The organism is Pseudoalteromonas sp. NZS100 (genome assembly GCF_015864815.1).
GTDB classification, from domain to species: domain Bacteria; phylum Pseudomonadota; class Gammaproteobacteria; order Enterobacterales; family Alteromonadaceae; genus Pseudoalteromonas; species Pseudoalteromonas distincta.
Genome location: NZ_JADYWM010000005.1, coordinates 77,229 through 93,935, shown reverse-complemented (window position 1 = coordinate 93,935; position 16,707 = coordinate 77,229). Strand labels below are relative to the sequence as shown.

The following is a 16,707-nucleotide window of genomic DNA, read 5'->3' as shown; positions in this document are numbered from 1 at the left end:
TTGGGTTAGCTGAATGTTCAGCTTTTATATCAACTTCGGCTATGTCCATGAGCGGTTATTACTAATTTTTTGTATGGAATCAAGATTTTGCTGCTTTGGTTTTCTTGTAAAGGCCAACTTATATGTATTCTTTTTTAACCTTTAATGGAGTCCCGTAATGTGGGTAATGCTCGGCGAGATATTTCCAAATAGCATGAGAGGATTAGGCTTAGGGGTTGCAGGGCTTGCTCAATGGCGGCCTAATTTTTTAGTCACTATTACCTTTCCCATATTGCTAGCCGGTGGAGGGCTTGTACTCGCATATTCGCTCTATGCATTTTTCACATTTATATCGGTGCTTTTTGTTATTTACTTAGTAACAGAAACCAAAGGAACGAAACTAGAAAACGTGTAACTTTATCGTCCTAAATAGCTAAATTTAGGACGATAATTTTTTAGTGCCTACCCAACTAATCTATAACCTACCGCTGGCTCAGTTAAGATATGAATAGGGCTTGCAGGGTTTACCTCAAGCTTTTGTCTTAGTTGCGCTACATGTACACGAATATACTCAGGTCTATTAATGTATTGCTCCCCCCATACCTGACTTAAAATAGCATTATGAGTAAGCACTTTATCTTTATTTTGAAATAACATAAGCAAAATTTTATATTCTTTATTAGTGAGCTTTACATCGCTGCTGTTAAGCGTAACTGTGTGCTTATGCGGATCTATAATGATGCTACCGCATTGCAATGCCAAACTGGGCTGTGTATTTACTCTTAGTAGCACACGCATTCTTGCCAGAAGTTCGTTTGCACTAAAAGGTTTGGTTATATAATCGTTTGCCCCATTATCAAGGGCTGTAACCTTTTCTACCTCGCCATCGCGAGCCGAAAGCACTAATATTGGTATTTGGCTCCATTGTCGTACTTCAAGTAACCAAGCTTGTCCATCCATATCAAGCAATCCCAAATCAAGTAACACTAAGTCAAAGCTTTGCTCACTCATTAATGAAAAACCATCAAGCCCTTTCGCACTAATTGATACGTTATAGCCACTGGCACCTAGTAATGTTTTTAAAAAACTTTGCAATGCAGGTGAGTCTTCTAGCACCAATACATTAATCATTCTTTGCACTCCAGCTAAGTATTGCTGTGGCTACTTGGGTCAGCTCATCAATAGCTAATACAAATTCGCCTTGATGAAACTGAGCAACTACATCGCAAATTACGCTACCAAGCCCAACTCCTTCATCCGAACTGCTTGGATGAGTAACTATGAGGTTGCTTACGGCTATTTTATAGTGTGTTATATTACCAATTCGTTCAGTATTAAAGTCCACTGTCGCCACTCCATCACCGTAACGTGCCGCGTTTTCGAATATATTAGCAAGCGCGATTTCTAAAAGTGTTATATCACCTATACAACAAGTGGCTTTATCAAAGACTAACGCTAAGTTAAAACCACTTAATTGCTGCTGCCTGCGTGCTTTAGCCTCAGTAACAAGTGTATGTACGTTGATAGCTTGCCACGCTAGCTGCTCTCCTATTTTATTTACCCGGCTAAGCTCCATCACTTTATTAAAATGCTGATTTAAGATTTCACTTTGCTCATAAATATTTTTTGCTTGTTCTGTAATTGATGCCTTACTCAGCGCAATATTTTCGTCAGCTAACATGCTTGATGAACCCATAATAGTAGCTAAAGGCGTGCGTAGATCATGAGATAAACTACGCAGCAATGCGTTTTTAGCACGTTCTAACTCTGCTTGTACTTTCATCGATGCCGACTGGTTTCTAAGATTTGAGTTTTCGTGGACCTGAAACAACAAAGACAGTGCCGTATCTATAAATGCACGGTTTTCAGGACTAAGTTCGGCATCTGAAATAAAGCCGCCCCATTGTGTGTTTTGTTCGATATTGAAGTACTCTCCATTAACCATTGTATTATTGTTCCAACGGAGTGTAATACCTAGATGGTTTTTAATCGATGTTGTAAATACTTGGCGCTGAGCGTTTATATCATCAAGCCCATTAAGCGCCTTAGCTAACTCATATAAACATCGTGTATTACTGGCATGTAACTGAGTATCACGAACGTTTTTACTTAGCTCGCCCGCCAATTTGCTTATCATCAAGCCAACTATAAGCATGACAGTAAAAGTGACTAAGTATTCAATTTTTTCGATATGAAATGTAAAGTACGGCAGTACAAAAAACCAGTCGGTACATGCCACACTAACTAACGTTGTAATCCCCGCTAAGGCGGCATTTTGACGCACCGCAACCCATGCCACCCAAAGTAATTGCAACATCACAATGTCGGTGGTCGTTAGCCACTCTCGAACTGGAAAAATAGCCAGCACAATAAAAATAGGCGCAATTGTTGTTAATAAAAGCGGCTTAAGCCATTTATTAATACCCATTTGTGCACTCCCATAAAATTCTCTTTTTATAGGTTACTGCTTTTTAATACGTTGTGTATAAAGTTTTTATAAAGATTTTTGGCTGTAGTGTTAAATGTTTATAAAGCTTAATTGATATGGGGTGACTCTTTTTTAAAATTCCATAGTCTTTGCTATGTAGTATTTTTTAAATAGGAACGCACATGGCACAGTTTGCAGTAATTGGATTAGGTAGTTTTGGTGTTACCGCCTCGCTTGAGCTTGCTAATCAGGGGCATCACGTTTGCGCAGCCGATATAAGCGAAAGCACCATTAACACGTTTGCTAATCAGTTAAATTACACTGTCATTTTAGATGCTAGTGATGAAACACAGCTTGCTCGACTCGACTTAACTAGCTGCCAAGCTGTATTAGTTGCAATTGGTGAAAATATAGAAGCGAGTATTTTATGCGTGCTGCATTTAAAAAACCTTGGTGTTAAACAAATATGGGTTAAGGCGTGCTCTAAAAGTCACCATCAAATTTTAAGTAAACTTGGCGTATCTCGTATTATTCACCCCGAGGAAGAAATGGGGATCAGAGTAGCACATGCACTTAACTACCCTATGGTTAACCAGTACTTTGCACTTACACAATCTACATTTATTGTTGAGCTTGCCATAGATTTACATTTATCAGGGCGCAATATTGGCTGGCTTCTAAAAGAGCGTAACTCAGATATAAAACCGCTCACCTTACGCCGAGATGATAATTTCAATACAGACCTAACACTCGACACCGAGTTACGCCATGGTGATAGCCTTGTATTACTGGGCTCTAAACATTACCTAACAAAACTCACCAAACGGTTTAAAGCTTTATGATTAACTGGCAAGCACACGTACTTCCAAAGCAATTTAATCGCCGTTTAAAAAATTTCAAAAGGCCTGTTAACCCCCCTTTAATTTTAACTGCTGGTTTTTTTGCTCTCATTATTTTCGGCACTTGCTTATTACTATTACCTTTTGCAAGTGTTGAATCGCTTAGCTTTATTCAAGCTTTTTTTACTGCATCCTCTGCGGTTACAGTTACAGGCTTAGTTGTTATTGATACAGGTACTGCGCTAACCACATTTGGGCAATGTGTTGTTATGGTACTTATTCAAATTGGAGGAATCGGCTTTATGACCGTAGCCGTTATTTCATTTTTAAGTATTGGTAAAAACTTAGGATTAAAACAACGTTTACTTGCAAGCCAAGCATTCGATACCAGCGATTTAAATGGAGTGATCCATGTAGCTCGATGTGTAATAACTTACTCGCTAATAATTCAGACTATAGCATTTTGCTTACTTTTTATTAGCTGGGTAGATGACTATGGTATTGTGGGTAGCGCCTATCAAAGTCTATTTTATACTATTTCGGCTTTTAACAATGCCGGGTTTGCACTCGACAGTAATAGCTTAATGGCTTTTAAAAGTGATGTATCTGTTAATCTTATTATCAGTGCATTATTTATAATCGGTGGCTTAGGGTTTACCGTTTTAATAGATATATATCAACAACGTCGCTGGCATAAATTAGCAACTAATACACGTATTGTATTAATTGCAAGTGCTGTAATTAATTGCTGTGCATTTTTGCTTATTTTTTTATTTGAATATTCAAATCCAGCCACACTTGCCAACCTACCTATTAACGAGCAAGTAATTGCTGCCTGGTTTCAAGCTGTAACACCACGTACTGCAGGCTTTAATACTTTACCTATTAGCCAGCTCAGTTCCGACTCGACATTGCTTACATTGTTATTAATGGTAATAGGTGGTGGTTCGGTAAGTACAGCAAGCGGCATTAAAATAGGAACTTTTGTTATTTTACTACTTGCTATGTATAGCTATTTACGCCAAAAACCACAGGTAACCATATTTAACAGAGAGCTAAGCGACAAACTTGTGATAAAAGCATTGAGTGTTGTAATTTTATACTTATTTACGGCTTTTTTAAGCATCATGATTATGAGTAAAATCGAGAAAACGTCTCTTTTAGATATTACTTTTGAAGTAATTTCGGCATTGAGCACTGTAGGGCTATCTCGTGATTTTACTAGTAATTTAAGTATGCCAAGCCAGCTAATAATAATTTTACTTATGCTGATTGGCAGAGTAGGTCCACTGACATTTGCTTATTGTTTTGCAAGACCTAAATTACAACCTCTTAAATTTGCTAAAACAACCATACAAATAGGGTAACTATTATTAAGGCCACTTAGCCAGCATAATTTATGTAAGGTTTTTGGCAGTGTAAGCAAGGAAATTAGCGACTCCTAAATATGGCTTTATCAATTGAGAGACTTTTATAGAAAAAACAAAGGTAACTATAACCTCACTTTATTATTGCAGATATGAAAATTAATAAAATAAGCGCCAAAACCATTACAATAGTTTTGGCGCTTATTAAAGGGGTAATATTTACCCTTTCATTTGTTCAAGCTCTTTGTCTTTGGTTTCGTGTAAAAACTTAAATACAAATATAACTGAAACAAACGCGCAAAATGCGTAAAAACCATAAGCCCCAGCTAAACCAATGCCTGTGAGCATAACAGGGAACGACCAGGTAATTAAAAAGTTAGCTATCCACTGGGCAAAGCCGGTAACTGCAAGACCAGAGCCGCGAATTTGGTTAGGGAACATTTCGCCTAACATAACCCACATTACAGGGCCCCACGATAAGTTAAAAAAGAATACATACACATTAGCGGCAATTAAAGCAACTATGCCCTGCTCTCCTAATTCTAAGTTGCCTGTTGAGCCAATATCTGCGTTTAAAAAGGCATAAACAATAACCGAAAGCGTCACCGTCATACCAATTGAGCCGGTTAACAAAAAAGGTTTTCTGCCAATTTTGTCTATAAAATACATGGTAATAAACACCGCTAAAATACTTACAAAGCCGCTTATTATATTAATGAGTAACGCGTCAGACTCAGTAAAGCCTGCTGCTTGCCAAAGTACCGCGCCGTAGTAAAAAACAACGTTAATGCCGACTAATTGCTGAAATGTAGCTAAGCCAATTCCTATCCAAACAATGGGGCGTAAACGTTTTTTAGGTTTATCAATAAGATCAGATAATTTAGGTTGGTGTTTATCGCCAGCAAGAGACTCTGCTATTTCATTTAATTTAAGAGCGGCAGTTTCAGCACCATATAATGACGATAAAACACGTGCAGCAGCGTCTTTTTTACCAGCCATAATTAAGTATCGTGGGCTTTCAGGGATAAAAAATAAAGCGATTAAAAACAAGCATGCAGGTAATAACTCAACCCAAAACATCCAACGCCATGTTTCAAAGTCGAGCCAAAATATAGCCGTAGAGCCGCCAGCCGTATTTGCTAAATAATAGTTACTCACAAATGCGCTAAACAAACCAAATATAATAGCCACTTGTTGAAGTGTAGAGAGCGTGCCTCTGTATCGTGCGGGGGCAATTTCGCTAATATAAGCTGGGGTCATAACCGATGCAGCCCCTACCGCTAAGCCGCCTAAAATGCGATAAATCACAAATTCAAACGATGTGACTGACACACCCGAGCCCCAAGCACTTATAATAAATAAAGCAGCGGCAAAAAGTAAAATTGGACGCCGACCAAATTTATCAGCCAATCGACCTGCGCAAAACGCACCAATGGCACAACCAATTAGCATGCTTGATACGTTAAATCCCGTACCCGCACTACTGGAGCCAAACGCCGTTTGTAATCCATCAACAGTGCCGTTAATTACGCCGCTGTCAAAACCAAATAAAAACCCGCCAATGGTCGCAACAAAGCAAACCAGTACTATTAAAAGTACATTTTCTTTCTCGTTCATAAGTATCCATATTGTGTGTTGTTGTTATTTTATATAGATTTTGAAGCTCAAAAGTGTGTGCGTTGTTTAGTTATTTTTATTGGTTGAGCTTGATTCTCTTTCTATTAATTCAAAATCTAAAATATGTCTTAAGTCTAAGCTTTTTACATTGCTTAAATCGTTATACTGACCCGATGCAAGTAAAGTAATAGCAAGCTCAGCCATTTCATTAATAGGCTGTTTTACCGTAGAAATATTTGGCCAAACTATAGTTGCAAGTTGCGTGTCATCAAAGCCCACAACCGACAGTTCGCTTGGAATATTAATACCTTGTTTTTGAGCTATTGAGATTACAGCGGCTGCCATATCATCGTTAGCTGCAAAAATAGCCGTTGGTTTATCATCAAGCGAAAGTAATTTTATCGCCGCTTTCATACCCGATTGATAGGTAAAACTGCCCTGCTCTATATACTCAGGTGGCGTTATTATTTTATTAGAGCGCAGCGCATCTAAATAACCTTGGTAACGCAAACGGCTTACACCTTGTTTAGTGTCGCCAATAATATGTGCAATTTTGCTATGCCCTTGATTTATTAAATGCTCTGTAACATCAAACGCCGCTTGGTAATCGTCCATGCATATATAAGGGGAGCGATTTAATTTTGTATCTGGCGTTATTCTTACAAATGGTACTTGTGCTTTAGTAAGCACATCTAAAACCTGTTCGTTGTCGCACATAGGGGGCAGTAAAATCATGCCATCAACCTGTGTAACATCAATAAGTTGCTTTACCGATTCAATTGTTTTGTCAATATCGGTATGCGCTTCGTCAACAACTAGGTGGTAGCCCAGTGCGCGGCATTTTTTAAGCGCTGCTAACAAAAACTGGCTTATGTAAGAGTCACTTGGGTTATCGTATAAAAGTCCTAAAAAGAATGACTTAGTACTAGCAAGGCGCCTAGCAGACACATTTGGCCTGTAATTTAATTGCTCAACAACCGCCATTACTTTTTCGCGGGTTTTGTCGCTTACTTTTTTGTCTTGATTGAGCACGCGCGAAACTGTCATCATTGATACACCAGCCTGCTCGGCTACATCTTGTATTCTTGCTCTTTTAGGATCGGCCATATTCTTATTACCTACTCACAATCATGTGATTGTTATAATTAACTTTCTTAATTTTCATTATACATAATTGTAAAGCTTGATATTGTTTACAGCGCGTTTTATATGATTACTTATTGACAAAGTCTTATACTACACTGAAAATGTTAGCGCTAACAACAAATTTGTAATATTCATACCCAATAATATAAAAAACTTAAAAAGGCCTATATTATGAGCATGCTGCAAAACCCAATTCTAAGAGGCTTTAACCCAGACCCAAACATTGTCAGAGTTAATAACGACTACTACATAGCCACTTCAACATTTGAATGGTTTGGCGGTGTGCAAATTTACCACTCTACCGATTTAGTAAGTTGGCGAGTTATAGGCCAAGCACTTAACACCGTAGAGCAACTCGATATGCGAGGAGTGCCCGACTCTTGCGGCGTATGGGCACCGCAACTTAGTTACAATAATGGCCGTTTTTATTTGGTATATACCAATGTAAAAAGCTTTGATGGCCCTTACAAAGACACGCCAAACTATTTTGTATCAACCACTGATATTACCGGTAACTGGTCACAAGCGACTTACTTAAATTCTAGCGGTTTTGATCCGTCTATTTTTCACGATGATGACGGTAAAAGTTATTTGCTAAACATGCTGGTTGATCACCGCAACAACACACTATTTGGTGGCATAGTAATGCAAGAGCTTTGCCTAAAAACCAATAAGCTAATAGGCGATGTTAAACCTATATTTTCAGGCACAGAGCTTGGTTGCACTGAAGGTCCACATATTTTAAAACGCGGTGCTTACTATTATTTAATAACCGCTGAAGGTGGCACTGGGTATGAACACTGCATTAGTGTAGCGCGTGCTAAAAACGTATTTGGCCCTTACCAAGCACACCCACACAACCCCGTAATAACAGCAGTACATGAGCCGAGTAATGCGCTGCAAAAATGTGGCCATGGAGATTTTTTTCAAACGCAAGCCGGTGATTGGTACACGGTATTTTTAACATCTAGACCACTGACTGAGCGCGGCCGCTGCATTACAGGGCGTGAAACAGGGATTGAGCAAATAATCTGGAAAGACGATGACTGGCCTTATGCCAAACACACAAATAAAGCTCCGAGAATACACGTACCCGTTGAAGGTTTAGCACTAAACCCACAGCCGCAACCCACAACACATATTGATTTTAGTAAAGATGATCTGACTGTTGATTTTCAGTCATTGCGTATACCCATGTGCAAAAGCTGGGTGTATAAAAATACTCAAAAAGCATCGCTCACCCTAGTGGGAAAAGAGTCTTTAAGCTCATTGCATCAGCAAAGTTTTATTGCCAGGCGTGTACAGGCTCATCATACTGTTAGCAGCACATGCGTTGATTTTGCACCAAGCAGTTTTCAACAAATGGCGGGGCTAGTATGTTATTACAACACCGCGCATTACTACTATTTGCATATAAGCGGCGGCGATGTAGGTGATGAAGCCACACCGCGTTATTTAAATATACTAAGCTGCGATAAATACCAAACAAGCACGCCTGTTGCACCGCTTTTGCTTAAAACAAACAAACCTGTTTACTTAAAAGCTGATTTTAATGGCGCTCAGCTGCAGTTTTACTACGCCACCGAGAAAAACTGCTGGATAAAGTTTGGTCCTGTGCTCGATGGCAGTATTTTATCTGATGATTACGTGCAGCAATCACCACAAGGGTATCGCCCGTGTTTTACCGGCGCTTTTGTTGGTATGGCTTGCCAAGACTTATCGGGGAGAAGTAAAGAAGCTCACTTTTCATTTTTTAATTATGACGAACCTAGCGGCGAATAAATCGCCGCTAGTTAAGTTTGTTAGTTGATTAAAAGCTGATATAAAACCATTTTAAAGCTCTTTTAAAGCTCTCTTAAAACAGGGCTTTAATACGTTCCATTTGTGATTGTAAAAGTAAACTTTGAGAGTGGCTCATAATGTCACTCTCTCGTTTATTTTCGCTCAGTAAGCGCCCTACTTCTTGCGCTTCAAAGCTATAACCTTGTGACTGCCTGCCATCTTCAAAATGCTCAATTAAATCATCAAGCTCATACAAAGAGCACTCATAAGCCCTAAATGCATCGGGTATTTTTATATAGCCTTTGTCGCCAATAATATACGCGCCATTCCCTAACCGGCATTGAAATGACGTTGCTAAGCTCACCATTACATCACCACAATTAGCAGTAATAAGTACATCGTCTTCCACGCCTTTGTAGCGAATATTTGCTCTTACGTATAAGTTTTCAAGGTCGTTATTTAAAAAGTAATTGGCAATGGCAAGCGGATAAATTCCCATATCAAGTAAACAACCGCCCGCTAAATCTGGGTTGTATTCACGCCCGTCGGGGTTAAAAGGCACAGGGTAGCCAAAGTCAGCTTTAACATGTTTAATAGTGCCAATTCGCCCTTGCTCTACCCATTGTTTTGCTTTTTGTATTGCAGGTAAAAAGTACGTCCACATGGCTTCCATTAAAAATACGTCGTGCTTTTTAGCCAGTAAACACAACTGCTTGCACTCTTCAGCCGAAACCGTAATGGGCTTTTCGCACAATACATGCTTACCTGATTTAATAGCATCGCTGGCATTTTTAAAGTGAAAGTTATGCGGGGTCGCAATGTAAACTACATCAACGTTTTTATCGTCAAATAATGCCTGATACCCTTCGTAGGCATTGGCCGCACCATACTTGCTCGCAAAAGCGGTTGCATCATCTCCATTTCTTGCTGCAACTGCGTACGCAACACCATTATTTGTATGTGCTAAGTCTTCACAAAATTGTGCAGCAATTCGGCCACAACCAACAATACCCCAGTTTATTTTTTTCATAGTGTTTCCTTATGATCTTAAAAAGAAATTTAAGTGAACTCCAACAACCAAGCAATAAACTTGCAAATTAATTGTTAAACATAGTTTAAAACCAGCTTGACTTAACAATATCAAATCATTAATGTTAGCGCTAACACTAAAACAACATTAAGTATCACATTTATGTTCCTTGGTATCGATTTAGGCACTTCAGGTGTAAAAGTAATTATTTTAGACGAGCAAGACCAATTACTTGCTCAAGCAAGTGGATCTTTAAGCGTTTCACGCCCAGCCCCCCTTTTTTCTGAGCAAAACCCTACAGATTGGTGGCTTGCTACCTGTAGTGCAATCGAGGAGCTTAAAAATACTCACCCTGCATTACTAAAATCGGTAAAGGCTGTGGGCCTTTCTGGGCAAATGCATGGCGCTACGCTGCTTGATAAAAACAATAACATTATTCGCCCAGCCATTTTATGGAACGACGGGCGCAGTGCAGCACAATGTGTAGAGCTTGAAAAACGCGAACCAAATTCTCGTAATATTACCGGCAACATAGCAATGCCTGGTTTTACTGCACCTAAATTGGTTTGGTTAAAAGAGTTTGAACCAGAAAACTTTGCAAAAGTAGCCAAAGTATTATTACCAAAAGACTACCTACGCTTTTTAATGACCGGTGATTTTGCATCAGACATGTCTGACTCAGCAGGCACACTGTGGCTAGACGTAGAAAAAAGAGCATGGTCGCAAAAAATGCTTAGCGCCTGCGACTTAACAGAGCAACACATGCCTACTCTTTTTGAGGGCACACAAATTACTGGCAAATTAACAGCCCAAGTTGCTGCTAAATGGGGTATGGAACAAGTGCCTGTTGTTGCAGGTGGTGGCGATAATGCCGCAGGCGCTGCCGGTGTTGGCGTAGTAAGGCCTAAACAAGCGTTTTTGTCATTAGGTACTTCGGGCGTTTACTTTGTTGCTAACGATAAATACCTGCCTAACCCAGAAGGTGCTGTACATACTTTTTGTCATTGCATTGAAAACACCTGGCACCAAATGTCAGTGGTGTTAAGCGCAGCAAGCTGCTTAACCTGGGTCACTAAATTAACCGGTTTTGAAAACGAAGGCGCACTCCTTGAACAAGTAAGTAAATGCGACTTTAGCAAACCAAGCTCAGTGATATTTTTGCCTTATTTAACTGGTGAGCGCACGCCGCACAATAACTCCAACGCAAAAGGCGTGTTTTTTGGTTTAGACAGCGACACCGATGCAGCAACCCTTGGCCGCGCAGTACTAGAGGGCGTTGCCTTTGCTTTTGCCGATGGCCAACAAGTACTGCTTGATGCTGGCGCACAAATTGACGATGTAACCGTTATTGGTGGTGGCGCTAAAAGCTCACTGTGGGGAGAAGTCCTCGCAAGTGTACTTAACCGCCCTCTAATTTACCGAGAAGGATCAGAAGTTGGCCCTGCATTTGGCGCAGCACGATTGGCCAGAGTAGCCACAGAGCAATGCCCAGCACAACAGGTATGTGTTAACGGTAAAGTTACGCAAACCATTGAACCAAATCCAGTTATGCAAGATTTTTACGCACAGCAATACACAACATACAAAGCACTTTATCAAAGTGTAAAAACATACTTTTAAAACACTATTATAAAATTAATGGAGCACAATATGAGCGAACAATTTTTTACAAACGTTGAAAAAATCAAATTTGAGGGTGAAAACTCTAAAAACCCATTTGCATTTCGTTATTACGACGAAAACCAAGTAGTGCTTGGCAAAACAATGAAAGAACATTTACGTTTTGCAGCCTGTTACTGGCATAACTTTTGTTCTACAGGGTTTGATATTTTTGGTGAAGGTACGTTTGATCGTCCTTGGATCCAACCTGTAGGCAATCAATTAGAACTTGCTGAACAAAAAGTAAAAGTAGCCTTTGAATTTTATGAAAAATTAGGCGTTCCTTACTTTTGTTTTCATGATGTTGATATTGCCCCTGAAGGCAAAACACTACAAGAAAGCCACGATAACGTAACGCACATAGCTAACATTATCGAAAAAGAAATGCAGCGCACAGGTGTAAAACTACTGTGGGGTACTGCTAACTTATTCTCAAATCAGCGTTTTTGTGCCGGTGGTGCAACAAACCCTAATCCTAATACGTATGCATATGCAGCAGCACAAGTTAAACATGCAATGGAAATTACGCATCGTTTAGGCGGCGAAAACTACGTACTTTGGGGTGGTCGTGAAGGTTACGACACGCTACTAAATACAGACCTTGCACAAGAAAGCGAACAGTACGCACGCTTTTTGAAAATGGTTGTAGAACACAAGAAAAAAATTGGTTTTAAAGGCACATTATTAATTGAGCCAAAACCACAAGAGCCAACTAAGCACCAGTACGATTACGATACAGCAACGGTTGCAGGCTTTTTATACAAGCACGGCTTACAAGACGAAATTAAAGTAAACATTGAAGCAAACCACGCAACACTTGCGGGTCATAGCTTCCACCACGAAATTGCAGTTGCTTGCGCAGAAGGCATTATGGGTAGTATTGATGCTAACCGTGGCGACGTGCAAAACGGTTGGGATACTGACCAATTTCCTAACGATGTAGCTGAGTGCACACTTGTTGTTTACGAAATTTTAAAAATGGGTGGTTTTACAACGGGCGGCTTTAACTTTGACACTAAACTTCGTCGTCAATCGTGTGAGCGTGATGACTTATTCATTGGTCACATTGGCGGTATGGATACAATGGCTAAAGCATTACTCAATGCAGCAGCAATGATTGAAGGTGGCGAGCTGACTGATTTTGTTGAAAAACGTTACGCTGGTTGGAAAGAAGACCTAGGTCAAAGCATTCTAAATGGTGAGCAATCACTTGAAAGCCTTTCAGCCTTAGTACACGAAAACAACATCGATCCTAAGCAAGTTTCTGGCCGACAAGAGCTGCTTGAGAATATTGTTAACCGCTACGTATAAGGACATCGCCTCGGTTTTAAAGCCGAGGCGTACATCATTATGAACTTGTTAGAACAACTCAAAAAAGTAACCACGGTCGTTGCCGACAGTGGCGATGTAGAGTCAATCAAAGCCCTACAACCGGTTGATGCAACAACCAATCCTTCGTTAATTTTACAAGCTGCAAAATTACCTCAATATAAACATTTAATTGAAGACGCTATAAATAAAGCTGGCAACAACGTTGACGCTATATGCGACCAACTTATTGTTAACTTTGGCTGTGAAATACTAAAAGTAATACCTGGGCGTATATCGAGCGAAGTAGATGCGCGTTTATCGTTTGATACCCAAGCAAGTATTGCCAAAGGGCGTAAGCTTATTTCACTTTACGAGCAAGCGGGTATTTCAAAAGACCGCGTACTTATTAAACTTGCTTCAACATGGGAAGGCATTAAAGCCGCCGAGCAGTTAGAAAAAGAAGGCATTAAGTGTAACTTAACGCTGCTTTTTTCGATGGCTCAAGCCATTGCGTGCGCACAAGCTAACGTAACGCTTATATCTCCGTTTGTTGGTCGTATTCTTGATTGGTACAAAGCCCGCGATAATAAAAAATACACCCCAAGCGAAGATCCTGGTGTGCAGTCGGTTACAGGTATTTATCAGTACTATAAAAAGTACGATTATAAAACCGTGGTAATGGGCGCAAGCTTTAGAAATACCCAGGAAATAATCGAGCTTGCTGGCTGCGATTTACTGACTATCTCGCCATCATTACTCAATGATTTACAAAGCCAAGAAGGTGAACTGGTTACAAAGCTTGACGCTGCAAACATTGCCAAAGCACCGCAAAGCGACATAACCCCACTCACCCATGAGCAATTTTTATGGCAGCACAACGAAGATCCAATGGCCAGCGAAAAGCTCGGTGAAGGTATTCGTAACTTTGCCAAAGATCAGCGTATTTTGGCTAAATTGGTTGAAGACTTACTAAACTAATTTCCCTCAAGCCTGCCACATTACGTGCGGGCTTTTTTAATTTTATTTGAGGTAATACATGACTCAGCTTTCTTCTCGTGCGCCTTTTGCTAATGCCATTCGCGCACTCAGTATGGATGCGGTACAGCAAGCAAATTCAGGGCATCCGGGCGCACCTATGGGTATGGCCGATATAGCCGAAGTACTGTGGAACGATTTTTTAAACCACAATCCAACCGATCCAAATTGGCCAAACCGAGACCGCTTTGTACTCAGTAACGGTCACGGATCTATGCTTATTTATTCTTTATTGCATTTAAGCGGGTACGAACTACCACTTAGCGAGCTTAAACAATTTAGACAAATGCATTCAAAAACCCCAGGTCACCCTGAATACGGTTATACCCCAGGTGTTGAAACAACCACAGGTCCGCTTGGCGCTGGTTTATCAAATGCCGTAGGTATGGCTATTGCCGAAAAAGCCCTAGCAGCACAATTTAACAAAGAGAATTTTGATATTGTTGATCATTACACTTACTGTTTTATGGGTGATGGCTGTTTAATGGAAGGCATATCGCACGAAGCATGTTCGCTTGCAGGCACATTAGGCCTGGGTAAACTTATTGCTTTTTGGGACGATAACGGCATATCTATCGACGGACACGTTGAGGACTGGTTTACCGACGACACCGCTAAACGCTTTGACGCTTACGGCTGGCATGTAATAAAAGATATAGACGGCCACGACCCAGAGCAAATTGCCAGCGCCATTGCACAAGCCAAACAAGTGAGCGATAAACCTACTCTACTTTGTTGTAAAACCGTGATTGGTTTTGGCTCGCCAAATAAATCAGGCTCGCACGACTGCCATGGCTCACCATTAGGTAATGACGAAATAACTGCGGCGCGCAAATTTTTAAACCTACCAAATGAAGCATTTAGTATCAGTGATGATATTTACGCCCATTGGGACGCTAAACAAAGCGGTGATAAAAAACAAAAACAATGGCAGCAACTGTTTAGCGACTACACCAAAAGCCACCCAGAGCTTGCTAAAGAATTTGAGCGACGCGTAATTAAACGCACCCTTCCTGACAACTTCGAAGCTATTGCAAACAACTATATTGCACAGTGCAACAATGACGCAGCTAACATTGCCAGCCGAAAAGCCTCGCAAAACACCATTGAAGCCTTTGCCCCGCATTTACCAGAGTTACTAGGTGGCTCTGCCGATTTAGCCGGTTCTAACTTAACGCTGTGGTCTGGCTCCAAAGGCATAAGCGCAGATGACGCCAGCGGTAATTACCTGTTTTATGGCGTGCGCGAGTTTGGTATGAGCGGCATTATGAATGGCATATCACTGCACAGTGGTTTTATTAATTACGGTGCTACATTTTTAATGTTTATGGAATACGCCCGTAACGCAGTAAGAATGTCGGCACTTATGGGTATTCAAAATATATTTGTGTATACCCACGACTCTATTGGTCAAGGTGAAGACGGTCCAACTCACCAACCTATTGAGCAACTAGCCAACCTACGTATGACGCCAAACCTAGTCACATGGCGCCCGTGTGATGCAGTAGAAACCGCCGTTTCGTGGAAAAACGCGATACAAAATCAGCAGCAACCTACTGCGCTTATTTTTAGTCGCCAAGGGCTCAACCACCAGCCACGCAGCGCTCAGCAAATTAGCGACATAGAAAAAGGCGGCTATATTCTTAGCGATAGCAATAAAGTGCCTGAGCTTATTTTAATTGCAACGGGTTCTGAAGTTGATTTAGCAATGCAAGCCGCAAAAGAGCTTACAGCACAAGGCGTTGCAGTGCGTGTGGTATCAATGCCAAGCACCACATTGTTTGATCTACAATCAGACGATTACAAGCAAAGTGTATTGCCAAACTCGGTAGCAAACCGTATTGCGATTGAAACATCACACCAAGATTACTGGCTTAAATATGTTGGCTTACAAGGCAAAGTAATTGGTATGAGCACTTTTGGTGAGTCGGCGCCAGGTAACGTGTTATTAGAGCATTTTGGCTTTACCACCAAAAATGTAGTGAGCACCGCGCAGGCGTTAATTAAAGCCAACGCCTAATACATTTTGTACGCGTAATGCGCGCAATAATACAATTTTATCCAATTAATGCGCTAAGCCTTTCAAAGCTCGGCGCATTTTTATAATTAACTAACAAAGGTGAACTATGAAATATTTACTATTAATTATGCTTTTTAGTGCAAGTACTAGTTTTAACGCATGGGCAAGTGACGAGCAAAATGATGAACTAATGCTAACGATTTTTTTAAAGCACGACCAATCAAAAAACCTCTCTGAAATAAAAGAAATACTAAACAACGCTAACTTTTACAAACACTTCCCACCAGAGGGCGCAACAGTAGAATCTTGGAAAGTAATGATGGGCATAGGGCAAGTTGTTACCTTGCGCTTTCCGGCAGCGTTATTACCAAAAGTAAATTTATCGATTGAACGTTATGGTTGGAAAGCCTACAGCACTGAGTTTTATCCAACATACGATTTGTACCCAATCGTAAAAGAAGAAATTAAAAAAGCAAGAACGAACAATTAAAAGA

Annotated in this window: 13 protein-coding genes and 1 pseudogene; 9 read left to right on the top strand and 5 right to left on the bottom strand. The window is 40.4% G+C overall.

Annotated elements, in window-relative coordinates; genetic code table 11:
- Positions 1–103: 103 nt before the first annotated feature.
- A pseudogene (locus I6E69_RS06870) lies at positions 104–394 on the top strand (MFS transporter); the annotation flags it as partial.
- Positions 395–441: 47 nt separating this feature from the next.
- On the opposite strand, the gene I6E69_RS06865 reads toward I6E69_RS06870, so the two are convergent.
- The gene (locus I6E69_RS06865; protein ID WP_154903778.1) at positions 442–1,110 is read right to left on the bottom strand and encodes a response regulator; all 669 of its coding nucleotides are present in this window, start codon (positions 1,108–1,110) and stop codon (positions 442–444) included.
- A complete protein-coding gene (locus I6E69_RS06860) occupies positions 1,103–2,407 on the bottom strand; it encodes a DUF4118 domain-containing protein (protein ID WP_197120900.1) in 1,305 nt (434 codons plus the stop codon). The genes I6E69_RS06865 and I6E69_RS06860 overlap by 8 nt, the downstream gene beginning before the upstream one ends.
- A 182-nt stretch (positions 2,408–2,589) precedes the next feature.
- Here I6E69_RS06860 and I6E69_RS06855 point away from each other — a divergent pair, with 182 nt between their 5' ends.
- Both I6E69_RS06855 and I6E69_RS06850 read left to right on the top strand, forming a co-directional pair.
- On the top strand, positions 2,590–3,249 hold the full coding sequence (locus I6E69_RS06855; protein WP_024596486.1) for a TrkA family potassium uptake protein: 660 nt from the start codon (positions 2,590–2,592) through the stop codon (positions 3,247–3,249).
- Positions 3,246–4,613: a TrkH family potassium uptake protein gene (locus I6E69_RS06850; RefSeq protein WP_193226554.1), complete on the top strand. Its 1,368-nt coding sequence runs from the start codon at positions 3,246–3,248 to the stop codon at positions 4,611–4,613. Before I6E69_RS06855 ends, I6E69_RS06850 begins: the two co-directional genes overlap by 4 nt.
- A gap of 219 nt (positions 4,614–4,832) precedes the next feature.
- Here I6E69_RS06850 and I6E69_RS06845 read toward each other — a convergent pair whose 3' ends face one another.
- Positions 4,833–6,242, bottom strand: a complete 1,410-nt coding sequence (locus I6E69_RS06845) for a sugar porter family MFS transporter (RefSeq protein WP_331459124.1) — start codon at positions 6,240–6,242, stop codon at positions 4,833–4,835.
- Positions 6,243–6,296: 54 nt separating this feature from the next.
- The gene (locus I6E69_RS06840) at positions 6,297–7,337 is read right to left on the bottom strand and encodes a LacI family DNA-binding transcriptional regulator (protein WP_033028786.1); all 1,041 of its coding nucleotides are present in this window, start codon (positions 7,335–7,337) and stop codon (positions 6,297–6,299) included.
- A gap of 210 nt (positions 7,338–7,547) precedes the next feature.
- On the opposite strand from I6E69_RS06840, the gene I6E69_RS06835 reads away from it, so the two are divergent.
- Positions 7,548–9,158 (top strand): glycoside hydrolase family 43 protein, encoded by a 1,611-nt coding sequence (locus I6E69_RS06835; protein ID WP_197120898.1) that lies wholly within the window; start codon positions 7,548–7,550, stop codon positions 9,156–9,158.
- Positions 9,159–9,231: 73 nt separating this feature from the next.
- Here I6E69_RS06835 and I6E69_RS06830 read toward each other — a convergent pair whose 3' ends face one another.
- On the bottom strand, positions 9,232–10,188 hold the full coding sequence (locus I6E69_RS06830; RefSeq protein ID WP_197120897.1) for a Gfo/Idh/MocA family protein: 957 nt from the start codon (positions 10,186–10,188) through the stop codon (positions 9,232–9,234).
- Positions 10,189–10,350: 162 nt separating this feature from the next.
- On the opposite strand from I6E69_RS06830, the gene xylB reads away from it, so the two are divergent.
- The 5 genes from xylB to I6E69_RS06805 all read left to right on the top strand — a co-directional run bounded on the left by xylB (position 10,351) and on the right by I6E69_RS06805 (position 16,703).
- Positions 10,351–11,808 (top strand): xylulokinase, encoded by a 1,458-nt coding sequence (xylB, locus tag I6E69_RS06825; protein ID WP_197120896.1) that lies wholly within the window; start codon positions 10,351–10,353, stop codon positions 11,806–11,808.
- A gap of 30 nt (positions 11,809–11,838) precedes the next feature.
- On the top strand, positions 11,839–13,158 hold the full coding sequence (gene xylA / locus I6E69_RS06820; RefSeq protein WP_197120895.1) for a xylose isomerase: 1,320 nt from the start codon (positions 11,839–11,841) through the stop codon (positions 13,156–13,158).
- Positions 13,159–13,194: 36 nt separating this feature from the next.
- Complete coding sequence (gene tal / locus I6E69_RS06815; protein ID WP_369122927.1) at positions 13,195–14,136, top strand: transaldolase; 942 nt, start codon at positions 13,195–13,197, stop codon at positions 14,134–14,136.
- 58 nt (positions 14,137–14,194) lie between these two features.
- Positions 14,195–16,213 (top strand): transketolase, encoded by a 2,019-nt coding sequence (gene tkt, locus I6E69_RS06810; RefSeq protein ID WP_197120893.1) that lies wholly within the window; start codon positions 14,195–14,197, stop codon positions 16,211–16,213.
- 106 nt (positions 16,214–16,319) lie between these two features.
- Positions 16,320–16,703 carry a hypothetical protein gene (locus I6E69_RS06805; RefSeq protein ID WP_007585159.1) on the top strand — a complete coding sequence of 128 codons (384 nt, stop codon included), beginning with the start codon at positions 16,320–16,322 and terminating at the stop codon, positions 16,701–16,703.
- Positions 16,704–16,707 lie beyond the last annotated feature (4 nt).

What these genes read in the sequence shown, in the direction of transcription:
- I6E69_RS06860 (WP_197120900.1), bottom strand. Translation starts at nt 2,407, where the DNA reads ATGGGTATTAATAAATGGCTTAAGCCGCTTTTATTAACAACAATTGCG.
- xylA (WP_197120895.1), top strand. Translation starts at nt 11,839, where the DNA reads ATGAGCGAACAATTTTTTACAAACGTTGAAAAAATCAAATTTGAGGGT.
- I6E69_RS06830 (WP_197120897.1), bottom strand. Translation starts at nt 10,188, where the DNA reads ATGAAAAAAATAAACTGGGGTATTGTTGGTTGTGGCCGAATTGCTGCA.
- I6E69_RS06850 (WP_193226554.1), top strand. Translation starts at nt 3,246, where the DNA reads ATGATTAACTGGCAAGCACACGTACTTCCAAAGCAATTTAATCGCCGT.
- I6E69_RS06855 (WP_024596486.1), top strand. Translation starts at nt 2,590, where the DNA reads ATGGCACAGTTTGCAGTAATTGGATTAGGTAGTTTTGGTGTTACCGCC.
- I6E69_RS06805 (WP_007585159.1), top strand. Translation starts at nt 16,320, where the DNA reads ATGAAATATTTACTATTAATTATGCTTTTTAGTGCAAGTACTAGTTTT.
- I6E69_RS06835 (WP_197120898.1), top strand. Translation starts at nt 7,548, where the DNA reads ATGAGCATGCTGCAAAACCCAATTCTAAGAGGCTTTAACCCAGACCCA.
- xylB (WP_197120896.1), top strand. Translation starts at nt 10,351, where the DNA reads ATGTTCCTTGGTATCGATTTAGGCACTTCAGGTGTAAAAGTAATTATT.
- tkt (WP_197120893.1), top strand. Translation starts at nt 14,195, where the DNA reads ATGACTCAGCTTTCTTCTCGTGCGCCTTTTGCTAATGCCATTCGCGCA.
- I6E69_RS06865 (WP_154903778.1), bottom strand. Translation starts at nt 1,110, where the DNA reads ATGATTAATGTATTGGTGCTAGAAGACTCACCTGCATTGCAAAGTTTT.
- I6E69_RS06840 (WP_033028786.1), bottom strand. Translation starts at nt 7,337, where the DNA reads ATGGCCGATCCTAAAAGAGCAAGAATACAAGATGTAGCCGAGCAGGCT.